The organism is Gammaproteobacteria bacterium (assembly GCA_016199745.1).
Classification (GTDB): Bacteria; Pseudomonadota; Gammaproteobacteria; order Acidiferrobacterales; family Sulfurifustaceae; genus JACQFZ01.
Window position 1 is genome coordinate 98558 of sequence record JACQFZ010000017.1, and the last position, 14999, is coordinate 113556.

Annotated in this window: 8 protein-coding genes and 1 pseudogene; 7 read left to right on the plus strand and 2 right to left on the minus strand. The window is 56.8% G+C overall.

Annotated features, from left to right (window positions below; genetic code table 11):
• Positions 1-53 precede the first annotated feature (53 nt).
• The 5 genes from HY308_04090 to HY308_04110 are packed head-to-tail and all read left to right on the plus strand — an operon-like array spanning position 54 to position 9229.
• Complete coding sequence (locus HY308_04090; protein ID MBI3897462.1) at positions 54-2390, plus strand: type VI secretion system tip protein VgrG; 2337 nt, start codon at positions 54-56, stop codon at positions 2388-2390.
• Between the two features lie 26 nt (positions 2391-2416).
• Positions 2417-3028 (plus strand): hypothetical protein, encoded by a 612-nt coding sequence (locus HY308_04095; protein MBI3897463.1) that lies wholly within the window; start codon positions 2417-2419, stop codon positions 3026-3028.
• A 15-nt stretch (positions 3029-3043) separates the two neighbouring features.
• Positions 3044-4339 carry a tetratricopeptide repeat protein gene (locus HY308_04100; GenBank protein ID MBI3897464.1) on the plus strand — a complete coding sequence of 432 codons (1296 nt, stop codon included), beginning with the start codon at positions 3044-3046 and terminating at the stop codon, positions 4337-4339.
• Positions 4336-8706: a hypothetical protein gene (locus HY308_04105; GenBank protein MBI3897465.1), complete on the plus strand. Its 4371-nt coding sequence runs from the start codon at positions 4336-4338 to the stop codon at positions 8704-8706. Before HY308_04100 ends, HY308_04105 begins: the two co-directional genes overlap by 4 nt.
• A complete protein-coding gene (locus tag HY308_04110; GenBank protein MBI3897466.1) occupies positions 8693-9229 on the plus strand; it encodes a hypothetical protein in 537 nt (178 codons plus the stop codon). The genes HY308_04105 and HY308_04110 overlap by 14 nt, the downstream gene beginning before the upstream one ends.
• A gap of 506 nt (positions 9230-9735) precedes the next feature.
• On the opposite strand, the gene HY308_04115 is transcribed toward HY308_04110, so the two are convergent.
• Positions 9736-10641 (minus strand): hypothetical protein, encoded by a 906-nt coding sequence (locus tag HY308_04115; GenBank protein MBI3897467.1) that lies wholly within the window; start codon positions 10639-10641, stop codon positions 9736-9738.
• A gap of 129 nt (positions 10642-10770) precedes the next feature.
• On the minus strand, positions 10771-10941 hold the full coding sequence (locus tag HY308_04120; protein MBI3897468.1) for a hypothetical protein: 171 nt from the start codon (positions 10939-10941) through the stop codon (positions 10771-10773).
• Positions 10942-11460: 519 nt separating this feature from the next.
• Here HY308_04120 and HY308_04125 point away from each other — a divergent pair.
• Both HY308_04125 and HY308_04130 read left to right on the plus strand, forming a co-directional pair.
• Positions 11461-13674 carry a PKD domain-containing protein gene (locus HY308_04125; GenBank protein MBI3897469.1) on the plus strand — a complete coding sequence of 738 codons (2214 nt, stop codon included), beginning with the start codon at positions 11461-11463 and terminating at the stop codon, positions 13672-13674.
• A 1123-nt stretch (positions 13675-14797) separates the two neighbouring features.
• Positions 14798-14938, plus strand: a pseudogene (locus tag HY308_04130) (M23 family peptidase).
• The last annotated feature ends 61 nt before the right edge of the window (positions 14939-14999 follow it).

Genomic DNA, 14999 nt, shown 5'->3' on the forward strand with positions numbered 1-14999 from the left:
GCCGCATCGTCATTGGATTGAATGCGCGCCATGCTTATGTGAGGGAGGTGGCAATGGTTCAGCGCGGATTCGGAACAACACAGGTCTCGACTCAGGTCACAACGCCGACTACAACACAGGTCACGACACAGACCGCAGCGCAACCCGCCATACAACGTGCGACAGGGTCCCGAACCACGAGCGCACCCACGCTATCGGCTCGTACGTTCGAGCTCACGACCCCGCTCGGCGCGAACGTATTACTGTTCCATCACATGACCGTGACCGAGGAGCTCGGCCGGCTCGCCGATTACCAGCTCGATGCACTCAGCGAATCGGGTGACATCAATCCTGATGACATTCTCGGCAAGAGCGTCACCATCAAGATGGAACTGCCCGACGGCGGTGACCGTTATTTCTCGGCGTATGTCACCCGCTTCGGCCTGGTCGGCATGGAAGGCAGGTATCACAAATACCACGCGATCTTGAAACCGTGGCTATGGTTTCTCACGCGCACCCAGGACTGCCGCATCTATCAGAACAAAACCGCGCCGGAAATTATTAAAGAGGTGTTCGAGGAACACGAGGTTGCGAAGTACAAGCTGGAACTGACGGAGTCGTATCGCACGCGCGATTACTGCGTGCAGTATCGCGAGTCGGACTTCGACTTCATCAGCCGGCTGATGGAAGAAGAAGGCATCTACTACTATTTCGATCCGAGCGACAACCGCGACATGCTGGTGCTAACCGACAGCTACGCCGCGCACTCGTCGTTTCCGCATTACGAAGAGATTGCGTTTCTGCCCAAAGGTCAGTCGACACGTCCTGAACGCGAGTACATCGGCAATTGGGCTTGCGAGCGCGAGATTCGCCCCGGCAAATACGTACTGCACGATTTCGATTTCGAGAAACCCAGCGTTAATCTGGCGGCGCTTACCTCGTTGCAACGCAGCCATGGGCTCGCGGACTACGAGATCTTCGACTATCCCGGCTCGTACACCAACCGCGAAGACGGCGAAAAATATGCGCGCATTCGCATGGAAGAGCTACAGGCACGTCACGAGTTGGTGAACGCGGACAGCAACGCACGCGGTGTGGCCGTCGGCCGTTTATTTAAGCTCACTGGACATCCGCGCAGCGATCAGAACCGCGAGTACTTGGTGGTCAAGGCAAGCTTCGAGTTGCACGGCCAAAATTATGAAACCGGTGCCTCGGACGGCGCGAGCTTCAGCGCTCACCTCACCGGCCTGCACAGCCAACAACCGTTTCGCACGAAGCAGACGACGACGCGGCCGGCCGTGCAGGGACCGCAGACGGCGATCGTAGTCGGACCAGCGGGCGAAGAAATCTACACGGACGATCACGGCCGCGTAAAAGTTCAGTTTCATTGGGACCGCTACGGCCAATCCAACGAGAACAGCTCGTGCTGGATGCGCGTGTCGCAACCGTGGGCCGGCAAGGGCTGGGGCGCAGTGAGCACGCCACGCATCGGTCAGGAAGTGATCGTTGATTTTCTCGAGGGGGATCCGGATCGGCCGATCATCACCGGCCGCGTGTTCAACGCCGACCAAAAAGTCCCGCACGGCGGCGTCATCAGCGGACTGAAATCGCAGACGCACAAGGGCCAGGGCAGCAACGAGATGACGATGGACGACACCGCCGGCGCGGAGAAGCTCAATCTCCTCGGTCAACACGATATGCAGATGAGGGCCGGTAACGATCAGTCAAATTGGGTGGGAAACAACCAGTCCGACTTCGTACAGGGCCAACGATCGAGTGTCATCGCGACCGGCGACGACTCGACCACCGTGACGACCGGCATGAGCGTGCTCACTGCCAACAAAGACATCGTACACACGTCGTTGGCCGGCAATTATCAACTCAACGTCCCCGTCGGCGCGCACGCGGTCATGGTCAAGAACGACAGCACGCGCACGGTGGAAACCGGCAACGACATCCTCAAGGTGTTGGCCGGCATGCAAGATGAAACGATTCAGCTGGGCGCCTCGCTCACAGTCAAATCCGGCCCACGCTCGGTAAAAGCGACGGGCGGCGACTATACGGCGGAATCCACGGACGGCAACGCCTCAATCACCGCGGCAAAAACGGCCAAGCTCGTTGGTAAGGGCGAACTGGGAGCACTCGTGGACGGCAAGCCGCATGCGGAGCTGCATGGAGAACCGACAGCCACCGTCAGCTCCACCGACACGACCGAAATCAAGGGAAACAACAAAGTCAACATCGGGCCCAAGGAAGTCTTCATCGACGGCAGCACCAAAGTCGTCGTAGCCAGCGGCCAATCCTGTTCGGTGACGGTCGAGCCCTCAAAGGTCTCGCTACAGTCCTCGGGCGGCTCGATCGTCCTCGACTCGAGCGGCATCCATCTTACCGGGATGATTCACCACAACTGATGAAACCGCCAACCAAGGAACCCCTCATGTCATTTGACACGGAACAACTAGCAACGCACGCCGAGCAAGAGACCGACGTCCCGTCGTTGCGCCAGTTGCTGCTGGCACGTCCTTCCCAGAAAACGGCAGCGGCGACGACGTCGCAACCGTTACTGGGTGAAGTACTAGACACGCACCACCCCGATTTTCGTAACCACGTGTTCGTGCGTTGGACCGACGACGCCGGCCACACCACCGAGCGTTGGCTGAAGTACGTGCGTGGTGCGACACCCGACAAAGGCGATCGCGTATTGCTCACGCAGCCCGGCAACTGGCCGGAGAAGCTCGTGACCGCGATCGTGGATTGTGCCGCGCCCAAGGAGCCGATCCGCGAGAACACCGAGGCGAGCCACTTGCTGCAATTAGAGCAAGACAAATGCCTACGCGTCGTTGATGCCAACGATCGACCGGTCGTCGAGATTTACTCCGGCAGCAGCGGTCCGGTGGTGCGACTGGTGAACGACGGCGTCGATATCGAAGTCCCGGGCAAGCTGCGGCTCAAGGCCGAGACGCTCGAATTCGTCGGCGGTCAGGGCGGCGTCGATATCCGCACCGAGGCGGACACCATCGTCAGAAGCCGCTTCGTTCGTCTCAACTGAGATCGGGACCGACACATGCGCCGCGAGTACGTTGCAATGGAATCGGCGATGCGCGAGTTCATCGAGCAGCCCGACTATCCGACGCTGGTGATCAATTGCTCAGACGCTGATCTGGCAATGCCGCTAGCCGCCGTGAAGAGCTGGGATTCGCAATGGCCGAATCACTTCTTTCTGCTGTTTCCATTCGAATGCGTCGATGCCACGAGTTACTTACAAAAATGCATGGACGCATTGACTGCGCAAATCGACAAGGTCAACGCGCAGCGCACCGCGGACGGAGTCGACCGTTGGCCGCCGTTGCCGTTGCTATGCAACGACGCGCGACAACCACTCCCCAAGCGCGTTCGTATCGCCGTCGAGTATGTGCATCGCGTCGCCAGCGAGTACGGTGACATCGTCTGGATCTTCTGTCCGGTCACGATTAGCGACGTCACCGGTTACAAAACATTGATCGCCGGCCTGCTGGCGCTCGACGGCGTCGATGACTGGATGGAAGGTCACCGGTTCTTAGTGCGCGACAACCGTACCCAACCGTTTCTGTTACCGGAACTCGCGCGCGAAAAAACTCAAAACACCCTGACGATCGACGTCGATTTCTCCGGACCCAAAGCGGCGGACAGCTTGGTAAAAACGATAAACAATCCGGATATCCCGGTCGCGGAACGGATACTGGCGCTGACCCAAGTCGCGGCGCTCGATCTCGCGTACAAACGTTACGATCAGGCGTTCGAAAAATATGCGTTGTTGCACGCCTACCACGTGCAGCAAAAAGATGCCGTCGGCCAAGCGCTAGCGTTGGCCGGCGCCGGCGACGTGGCAATGCAGCGCAACCAACTGGAAGAGGCAAGGAAGCGATACCAGCAAAGCCTGGCGGTCGCCGTACCGGAAAAAAATCTCGCGGTGTTGCTGAATCTCTTGAGCGGCGCTGGCGAGTGCTGCTTGCGTTTGAAGGAGTTCGCCGAGGCCGAAGGCTACTTCGATTTCGCCAACCGCTGCGCCGGCAAACTGGTCAACTTGTCGGCCAAGATTCAATCGATGGAAAAGCTCGGCCTCGCGCAACTCGGCTGCCGGAAGACGACCGAAGCGATTCAAACGTGGCGCGATGCCAAGGATCTGTGTCAGCGGTACGACTGCATCGAACAGCAAGAGTCGTTGCTGGGTCACCTGATCGGCGTGTACCGAACCCTCGACATGCCGGACGAAGTGCGCAAGCTCGAACGCGAACGGACAGCGCTAGCGGCATCGCCACTGCGTCGCGACATGACGGCACACGATTGCAATGCGAGCCACGCGCACGGAGGTCATTCATGACGCCGAGCGATAGGCTGCAACCGCCGGATAAATCGCAACCGGCAAAGCCATTGATCGCACCGACCGGCTTGGCCAGCGTGGACGCAATGTCGAGCGTCGTCAACAACACGGCGCAACCGTTCCAAGAAGGACCAGATCCAAAACAAGGCACGGTCGGCGAGATCAGTCACGGCGTGAATGCGGGGCTCGCCGTCGTCGGTTTTATTCCCGAATTGCTCAATACCGGCCTGTCCGTCGCGGTTGACCCACTGGCGAAACTTCTGCCCGGCATGCCGGCGGCGTTCGTGATGGTGCCACATTTGGGTTTTCCCCATGCGCACCTTCATCCGCCGAGCACCGGGGTTCCGCTGCCAAGCATCGGCTGGACCGTGGGCGCTGGCAGCGTGAACGTTTTAGTCAGCGGGTTGCCAGGCGTACGCGCCGGCGATTTGGGTTGCGCGCCAACTTGCGGCGGCTTGTACCCGCTTTATGGCATCTTTACCGGATCGAGCAATACGTTCTTCGCCGGCGCACGCGTCGCGCGCATGGGGTTAGACATCACACTCCACTGCAATCCGTTGTCCCATGTCGGCAAGTTGGGTGCCGCCCTGGGCTTGGTCGGCGCCGCCGCCGGCGGGCTTTCCGCGGCCGCGGAAGGCGCGGGCGGTGACACCACCGCGGCGATCGTGGACGGTGCGCAAGCGGCCGCGGACGCGATAACAGCCGCGCTCAGCTTCATGCTCGGCCTGGATCCCGGCGTCCCACCGGGCTTCGGCATTTTACTGCTCGGCAATCCGACCGTGTTGGTCGGCGGCTTCCCGCTGCCGGATGCGATGGATCTCTTGGGCGGATTGGGCAAACCGAAAAAGCCGAAGAAGCCGAAGAAGCCGAAACACGAGGGCGAGAATTCAAAATGCCAAAACCCGGGCGAGCCGATCGATCCGGTCACCGGCGCCAGCACCAATGACTTTCACGACTATGACGATGCTGGGCCATTGCCTTTCAAATGGGATCGCTACTACTACAGCGATTGGCACGATCAGGACGGTCCCCTCGGCTTCGGCTTTCGCCACTACTACCAACTCGAGCTGCGGCTGCTGCGCACACGCGCGATCTTTATCAATGGCGAAAACCGCAAGTACAAATTTTCACGCTACGAAGGCGGAACCTACGGCGGCGTCTTTGGGGGATTCGAATTGGAGCAGCGCGATGAATGTCGGTTCGTGCTGAAACACAACATCATGGGCAACATGGGATTCGTCCGCGCCAATCCCAATGATTCCTCAGCCCGCCTCGTCAGCTCAGTCACAAAAAAAATTCGCAGCGACTTTCACTACGACCAGCACGGCCGACTCGACCGCATTACGCAGACTCCGCTCGACGAGAACGATTTACATGCCGTGTCGACCTGGCTACGCCACGACCAAAATAACCACGTGGTCGAGGTGGCACGCGGCCCGACCGAAGAAACCGCAGCAGTCATCGCCCGCTACGACTACAACGCTGCCGGCTGCTTGGCCACGTGGCGCGATCCACTCGGCGCCAGTGCCACGTATGACTACGACGACAACCGACGCATGACGCGCGTCGGCGACCGCAACGGCTACTCCTTCTACTACAAATACGATGGCGAAGGCCGGTGCATCGCCAGCGCTGGCCAAGACAAGCTCTGGCTGGTGCGTCTCGAATACCAACCCGGCCGCACGCTCGTGACTGAAGCTGATGGTGGCAAGTGGACGTTCATCTACAACGAGCTCGGCACGATCACACGCATCGTCGATCCCTACGGCGGCGTACGCCAGCGTGTTCTCGGCGATGACGGCCGCGTCATCGAAGAAATCGACTCCGGCGGTCGCGCGTTGCGTTGGCTCTATGACGAACGCGGCCAGAACACTGGACGCGTAGATCGTTGGGGCAACCAGTGGCCGACCATCGACGAAGCACCGAACCTGCCGAACCCATTGGCACACCAAGTGCCGACGACGCCGCTCGGCCTGCAATGGGGCGACATCAAAAAGCTGCGCCCGGCGGAATTCTTTGCCATGCCCAAAGGACTCCCTGCCCGCGCCTACCAAGCGCTGGCGCAGCCAGAACCGGTCAACCAAGAACCGCAGAAAAAACGCGACGCTGCTGGGCGCATAATCGAGGAAATAGACATCGATGGCCGCAGTGAGCAGTATCGACACGACGCCGCCGGCAACGTCGTTCGCTTCAAGGATAAGGACGGCCGTGAATATAACTACCGCACCGCCTCATGGAACCTGCGCGGCACTGAAACCGATCCGCTCGGTAACACCGTTACTTACGGATATACCCGCCGCGAGAAGATCTCGAGAATCATCGACGCCAACGGCAACGAGAGCCGATATACCTATGATTATAAGGACCGACTTATCAGCGTGACGCGTCACGGTGTGATTCGCGAGATCTACACCTATGACGAGGGCGACCGGCTGATCGAAAAACGCGATGGCGACGGCAATGTGCTGCTGCAATTCGAGGTCGGCAACAACGGTCTGCATAGCAAACGAGTCCTCGCTTCTGGCGAAGTTCATAGTTTCGAGCACGACGTTCATGGAAATTTTACCAAGGCGTCGACGGATAAATATGATGTCAGGCTGTCACGCGACTGGCGCGGACGCAGGACCTCGGACTTGCGCGACGGCCGCGGCATCAGGCATACATACCACGGCAATCATTTAGTTGCGACAGAGTATTTCGATCGCTTTGTAGTCAACTATGAACTCGTCCCCACGGGTGATGTGTTGATCCACACCCCGGATGGCGGCACTCACCGCATTCAGCGCGCTGCCGACGGCCGGATACTGACCAAACTTGCCAACGGCACCAACGAGCTACGCCGATATGACCGCGACTATCGCTGCACCAGCCGGATAAATTGGCGCGAAGGAAATCCGGATCGAGCGCGTTGGATCACCTATCAGTACAGCGCCGTTGGTGAACTGCGTCGCATCATCGATAGTGTTAACGGCACTATCGATTTTCGCTACGACACCGCACATCGCTTAATTGCGGAAAACTACGACGGCTGGCTTGAGCGAAATTATAAGTACGACGCGGCTGGTAATCTTCTATCCACGCCTGAAGTGCAAAGCATTCAGTACGCTGAAGGCAATCGCCTGGCGTCAACGCTAACGAGTTCATTTCGCCACAACAACCGCAACCATCTCATCGAGGAAATCCGTCACAACGTCAGCCGCGTCAGTTACCACTACAACAGCCTCGACATGCTAGTGCAGGTGACGTGGAACGACCGCGACGACGTGTGGACTGCGGAGTACGACGGCTTGTGTCGGCGCATTAGTAAAACGGTGGGAAAACAACGAACCAACTACTACTGGGACGGCGATCGATTGGCAGCAGAAGTCAACGCCGAAGGGAAACTGCGAATTTATCTATACGCGAACGCAGAAGCGTTTCTACCGTTCATGTTTATTGACTATTCCAGCGTGGATGCACGTGCCAACAACGGGCAGGCGTACTTCGTTTTTCAGAATCAAGTTGGTTTGCCGGAAAAAATCGAAGATGCGGCGGGTAACGTTGTTTGGTTGGCCAAGAAAATTGCCGCATATGGTTTGATCGAAGTGGCGGCTGGAAACACTGTCGAATGCGATTTTCGTTTTCCTGGACACTACTACGATCAAGAGACGAACTTACATTACAACCGTTTCCGGTATTACAGCCCCGCTCTTGGCCGATATTTACAGTCAGATCCAATTGGACAATCCGGAGGGATTAATCTGTATGGCTATACAACAAACCCCTTCACCAAGGTTGACGTTCTTGGTTTAACTCACAAAGCAGATGCGTCTGATCCATCTGACGGCATAGAAAAGCCCAACCCTAACAACAACTCACACGTTAAACCCAAACCTGATAACGGTGATCTCGCTGATGACCTGCGGGCCGCACGCGACGAAACTGGTGTTCCGAAATTCAACTCCAAAGGAACTGTAACAGGCGGTACAGTTGGAGTCGCAAGAACTGATATTCCAGGATTAGACAATAGACTTTACAGAGGTGCTTCTGGTGGTGCATATACAGCACGTGGGGCTATATGGCCGTGGAGCGATCCTGATTTATCGTCACCAAGTACCGTTAATAGACGGCATGCGGAAGAGGATTTGGTGAATCAAATGAGGGAAGATTTGCGGGTAAACGGATATGGTCCTGATACCACTGGAACTGTGCACATGATGGTAGATCAGCCAGTCTGTTCTACATGTCGACAAGGATTGAATTCTGATAAACCGTTAGGAGTATTGGGCCAGTTCTCAGAACAATATCCAAATCTCACTATTATTGTGAGAAATCCAGTAAATGGTGAAGTGTTGACGATAAGAGGAGGAAAGATTGTTGCGAATTGATATTGGTGCCTATGAGGAACTGGTCGAGCCTATCAAGGTTGGTGCAGTGCTTCGTCTTGCAGAAAAAATAGTCGACTCTTGTGATTGCAAGAAAGAATCGCAAGTTTTCATGAAGTCGGTGTTAACAGCGCTGTGGCAATTTGTAAGTGATAGCGCTGTGCGTTTCGAGGATCTCTATGCAAAATTTAATGAAGAGGTGGTTTCTCTTGAATATGAAATGAGATCGTCACCGTTTCATGAACATGTATATGCGGTCTTTGCTTTCACATTTTACTATTGCCTCTGGATTATCAACGGGTCAAATAGGCTTGCTGGATTAAACCCACATGACAGCGCGGAAATATGCGAGGTAGACCCAAGTGTTGTTAGCACTATCGCAAGTCACGCGATAAATACAGGTCTTTTTAATGAGGCCATGATAGAAAAATACTTTGAAACAATTATCGCCAAACTAACTAGTGCTAAAACGGTTCGGCCACAGGACTTTGACGATTTTAAAATAGAATTCGCAATCAACCAATAAGTTGGTTCGAATCTCCGTTGCCCTGGCGCACAAATCGCCAACACGATTATAAACGTAGGATTTGTGTTGACATCTAAACATTTCACAACGACGACCCCGGACTCGCTGCGCTCCTCCGAGCTACGAAAATAAGTAGTGAGCATGGTTCGGTATTGGCGCAATGTTGTTCCGGGCAGGATCAGTCGGTGCGGTGGTTGGTGGAGTATGTCGACGTCGTGCGAGAGGCGTGAGGCGTTTCGAGTTATTAAGGCGAGGCGGGCCTTTACGATTGAAGCCATCTGTATCCTGCTGGAACATCTTCATACGATCTGGACATTGCCCGAAAATGCAAAAAACACGACAGGGTCAGATCTCGCCTTTTGCTCCAATAGGACGCAGTAAGCGCAGCACATTGCCCCGTACCGTTGCGGTGAGCCGCAACGCACACAGCTCGCTCAACTATCAACGAGGAACAGAAACGGTAGGTGGTTCAGTACATCGGCGAAATCAAGCCGGCCTCGTAACGCTCACCGATAGCAAATGCGCTTATGCAGAATCCGCCATCTCCGCGAAAGCGGGATCGCAACTCTCCATCTTCGCGACAACAACCACCCCGTACTCGCTCCACACCTCCGGGATACACGATTTAAATCGGTGCCGCCCCGAATCACCCCCCCCGTTACCGTCTTAACAATAATTCCCCCCTCCCCAACCGCCCACGCCGTATCCGCATCAACGGCAACGATTGATCTCATAGTCTGACTTGCCGCTCCCCGTTGTGAGCGCCAGGTAGCGCCGCCGTCGACGGTCTTGATGATGGCTCCGCTTTCACCTGCAGCCCAAACAGTGTTGGCATCGACTACGGTGGCTGAAAACAGTACGGAGCTGGTTGTAGAAATTTGCGGGCTCCAGGTGGCGCCGCCGTTGGTTGTCTTTAGAACGATGCCGCCTTCGCCGACCGCCCAGGCCACGTTAGTATTTAACGCGGCGACGCCGAACAAAGCGCTGCTAACGCCGGAATTCTGCGTCACCCAGGTGCTGCCGCCGTCCGTGGTTTTGAGGATGAGTCCGGTCTCGCCGACGACCCACACCGTATTGGCATCTGTTGCGGCGATGGCGTGAAAAATCGCCGGTGGATTTGGATTCTGAATTACCCAGTTATTACCGGCGTTCGTTGTCTTTAGTATCACGTTGCCGGCGGCGACCCATGCCGTATCGGGATGCGCTTTGTCGATGGCAATCGACGTCAAAAAGGCATTCGATATCCCCTCGCCCTGTGTCGTCCACGAGTTACCGTTGGTGATTTTAATGATCGCCCCGCTGTCGCCGACGGCCCACGCTGTTCTTGCATCGATGCCTATCACTGAGCTCAGCGAATTACTTTTATACGAGTTCTCCCCGCTCCAGGTGATACCGCCGTCGGTCGTCTTCACAATGACGCCGTCGTCGCCAACGGCCCATGCGGTATTGTTATCGACCGCAGTGACCGAATTCAGCCGGCGCGGCGTTACGCTGGAGCTCTTGTAGCGCCGCCGTCGGTCGTCTTTAATATCGTCCCAGTATCACCGACTGCCAGTGCGAAATTTGCGTTGATCGCGATAATGGCGTTTAAGCCAACGATGGTCGCCGTCTTCTGCGTTTTCCAAGTATCGCCCATCGGTTGTCTGGTAGATCGCACCGTCCCAAGCGGCGACCCACACTGTTTTATCGTCGAGTGCGGCGATCGATGTCATATTGTTTAGCGTTGTTAAGCTACTAAGCCTGGTCCATGAAGTGACGGCGATAAGATGGGTGGGGACGAAGTTGAATTGCCTCATTCAGGGAGTGATTATAAATAGATAGTAACTACCGACGTCTTTAGAAACCGCCCCGGACTCGCTGCGCTCCTCCGGGCTATATCTACTCTCCATAAACCGCGAAGCGTACCGAATTATCAGCCGCGTGCGGAATGAAACGGATTTTGCCGCGCCGAATATGTGTTGCTGCAGGACCGCACGAAAGAACTGCCGCCCTATGATGCACCCTCCTCCAAACACGACGATCCCCAGCTCAACGATGTCGCTTGGCGCCCGATGCCGTCATTTCGTGCGTGGTGGATGCATGTATACTTCGGCTCGATTAAACATGGACCTACACCGCTGAACGCCTTAGCCGTCCCTTCGATCACGTTGGTCCACTGGCGGACACACGCAATCGCGGCATAGTCCACGGGAGTGTTGCGAACGGCAAACATCACAAAGGATCTGGTCGTGATGACAAGAAACAAAAAGAATTTCCGATCGCGGACCAAACCTTTTGGTAACCGCGCATGCGCGTCGGTAGTCGCCGTACTCTTCCTCTCCGTGTTCGCGTCTTGCAGCGGTGGCGGCGGCGATGGCGGTTCGCGTGCCGAGCCGGGGCCTGCGGTGACGTGGTTTACTGCATCGCCTTCGGATCCGTGGATTGAAGGACGGGTCCTGTTCGAGGCGCAGTGTGTCGGCGACGGTCCGTTGACATACGAGTGGGACCTCGGCGATGGAACTCATAAAACGACATCGAAGCCCATCGCCCCGCATATCTATGTCAGCCCAGGAAACAAAACCGTCGCGCTGACCTGCACCGACGGTCACAACCAACAGACCCGGCTCACAAAGGATATCAACGTACTGGACATAAACCTGAATTCCGTGGCGAACGGTGCTTGCAGCACCGGCAGGCAGGGACAAGGTTGGTGCACGCAAAACCCCCTTCCGACCGCGGCATCGCTGAACAGTGTTGTCGCGCTCGACCGTGCAACACTTTGGGCAGCCGGACCGGGCGGCATCTTGAAGACAAAGGACGACGGCACGTGGGCTGTGCAAAATTCCGGCACTTCCAAATACCTGAGCGCCCTCGCCGCCGCGAATGTCGAAACCGCCTGGGTCGTCGGTGAAGCAGGAACCATCCTAAAAACTATCAGCGGCGGCTCGGCATGGTCGACGCAGAACTCCGGGACAGTCAATTACCTAAGAGCGACTGCCGCCTACGATCCGAACACAGCCTGGGCCGTCGGTAACAATGGAACTGTGCTGGTCACTACAAACGGCGGCGAAACCTGGAAAGCCGTTCCGGATATCGATATCAACATCAACCTCTACGCCGTCGCCGTTGTGAATGCGACGACGGCGTTCGCGGTCGGCGATGGCGTCATTTACAAAATCACCGGCACCGGCGGTTCTTGGGCGGTTCACAGTTTTCAAACGTCGAACACTCTGTACTCCATCGCCGTGGTGGATGCGACCACTGCCTGGGCCGTCGGCGAGGCGACGATCCTGCAAACAACCGATGGTGGCGCCACCTGGGTGGACAAAAACAAGACGGCAGGAATCGTCGGCCGGTTGAATTCAGTTGCCGCCCTGAGCGCAACCGTTGTCTGGGCCGTGGGCGACAATGGCGCGATCTTGAAAACGACGAACGGCGGCGACAGTTGGATAGACCAGCAAGTCGAGTGGAACAATACCAACCTCAACTCTATTGTCGCATTCGACGCGCAATCAGCCTGGGCGGTCGGTTGGGATGGTGCGATTCTGCAAACCACGAATGGCACTACCTGGCAACCGCACAGTTCCGATAGCACTGACAACTTGAACTCCATTGCCGCCGTCGGCACCGATACCGCTTGGGCGGTGGGCGACAACGGCGCCATTTTAAAAACCATAAATGGCGGCGAGACTTGGCGTAAAGAATATTACGGAACCAACCGGCTTGTTTCCGTTTCCGCGCGCGGCGCCAACACGGCCTGGGCAGTCGGCGAGAACGGTGCGATCCTGCGGTTTGCCGACAGCAAAGTCGGCTGGGCACGAAGCGACGCGCCTATCACCGACTATTTGACATCCGTTGCCGCGCTCAGCGCGAGTGAAGCGTGGGTGGTGGGAGCGAACGGAACCATCCTTAAGACGACGGACGGCGGTGCGAATTGGAGTACGCAACACCTCGGCAACAATTCAGACGTCGACCTCAGTTCAATTGCGGCGGCGAACTCGCAGACGGCGTGGATCGTTGGTCGTGGTGGAGCGATTTTCAAAACGATTGACGGTGGCAGTCATTGGATCGACCAATCAACCGCCGCCAAAGTGACCGACAACTTGATCGCCGTTGCGGTCCTCGCAGGAAATACGAGCGTGGCCTGGGCGGTCGGTGACAAGGGAACCATACTGAAAACGACCGATGGCGGCGCGACATGGGAGTCGAAAAATTCGAAAAACGGCACGTCGGCCAACCTCACGTCGATCTCGGCGCGAGACGCGATGGCCGTGTGGGTCGTGGGTGACCGGGGAACTGTGTTGAAGTCCGCAGACGGCGGAGAGACCTGGTCACTACAGACCTCGGGAACGACCGGCGATATGTATTCCGTATTCGCCGTCAGCGACCTAGGCGCCTGGATCGCCGGACCCAGCGGGCTTGTCAGTAAGACGCTTACGAATGGCGGACTCTATGGAGCGCAATAATCTCTGACGCAATAGGCGCCCAGAGATCGCGACCGAGTGAATTAAAAGGCTAGCGGCAGAGAAGCCGATAGAGCGCGGGAGAACAAGAATGCAATCCGTCAGCAAATACATAACCTGGCTGGCAATTTTCGCTGGGGCATTATGGCCGATCACCGGCATGGCCGCGCCAGGCGAGTGCTCGGCTCCGCCGTGCGGCAAGGTCGACAACACGACCAGCACCTCGACCTTCCCGGCCCGCGATATCAAAGTCAGTAACCATTGGTGCTATAGCGATCGTCTGCCCCAAGACGACGACATCTTTGTACGAGCGTGTCTACCGCCACCACTAGGCGAGAACACCAACAAAAAAGCCAAGCTGATCGATCTATCTCCAGGACACGCTTCTAACGAGCGCGCCGATTTTCGCAGCGCCGAAGCGTTTCGAGCAGAGGGAGGATGCACCACGGAATTCAAGCGACAATACGCCAAACCGTGGGTCCCCGCCCGCATCGAGAAAATCGATCGACACGGACTGGGTAGCCAGTGGATCAATATTTCCAACGACCAAAAAATTACCGTCTCATCGATCGATTGCTCGACGCCTCCCCCTCCATCGTCGAATCCGCCGCCGGAACCAACGTCGGCACCCGACGCGAAATACTGGGTAGACACGTTTGCCTCGGCGGACGGTTATCCGTCGCCAACTATCTCCGGGTATTCACCGGTTGGCCAACTCTATGCGGGTCGGAATTATGTTTTTTGCAAAACATTGGGGACCGTAGTGTCGGTCGGCAGCGATCATAATCATTGGTGGTTATGGACCGATCTCGATAGCCATAGCTCAGGCAACAGTAAAGCCTATGTGTCGGCGTATTATTTAACGCGCTGGGGCAATGACGTCGCCAAAGACAACAACGGAACCGACATTCCCGACTGCGTCGGCTTGCCTCCTCCGCCGCCACCGCCGCCGCCATCACCTATGCCCACCACGAAATATTGGGTCGACACTTTCGCTCCGGGTAACGGCTATCTCACGCCGAATCCGTACAGCCAAGGCGCAGCTTCCGTCGGTCAACTCTTCGCCGGGACGAACTACGTCTTTTGTAAGAAGCTGGGCGACACGGTAACGGTTGGCAACGACCACAACCATTGGTGGTTGTGGACCGACCTCGACAGCTATAGCGCGGGCCACCCGTCCGCGTATGTATCGGCGTATTACTTGACGCGTTGGGGCAATGACGAAGCCAAAGACAACAATGGCACTGTCATCCCCGACTGTCCCTGAGATCGCCGTATTCGCAATCGATAACCTCTGCGGATACGCCGATGTCGGTGAACATGGACAG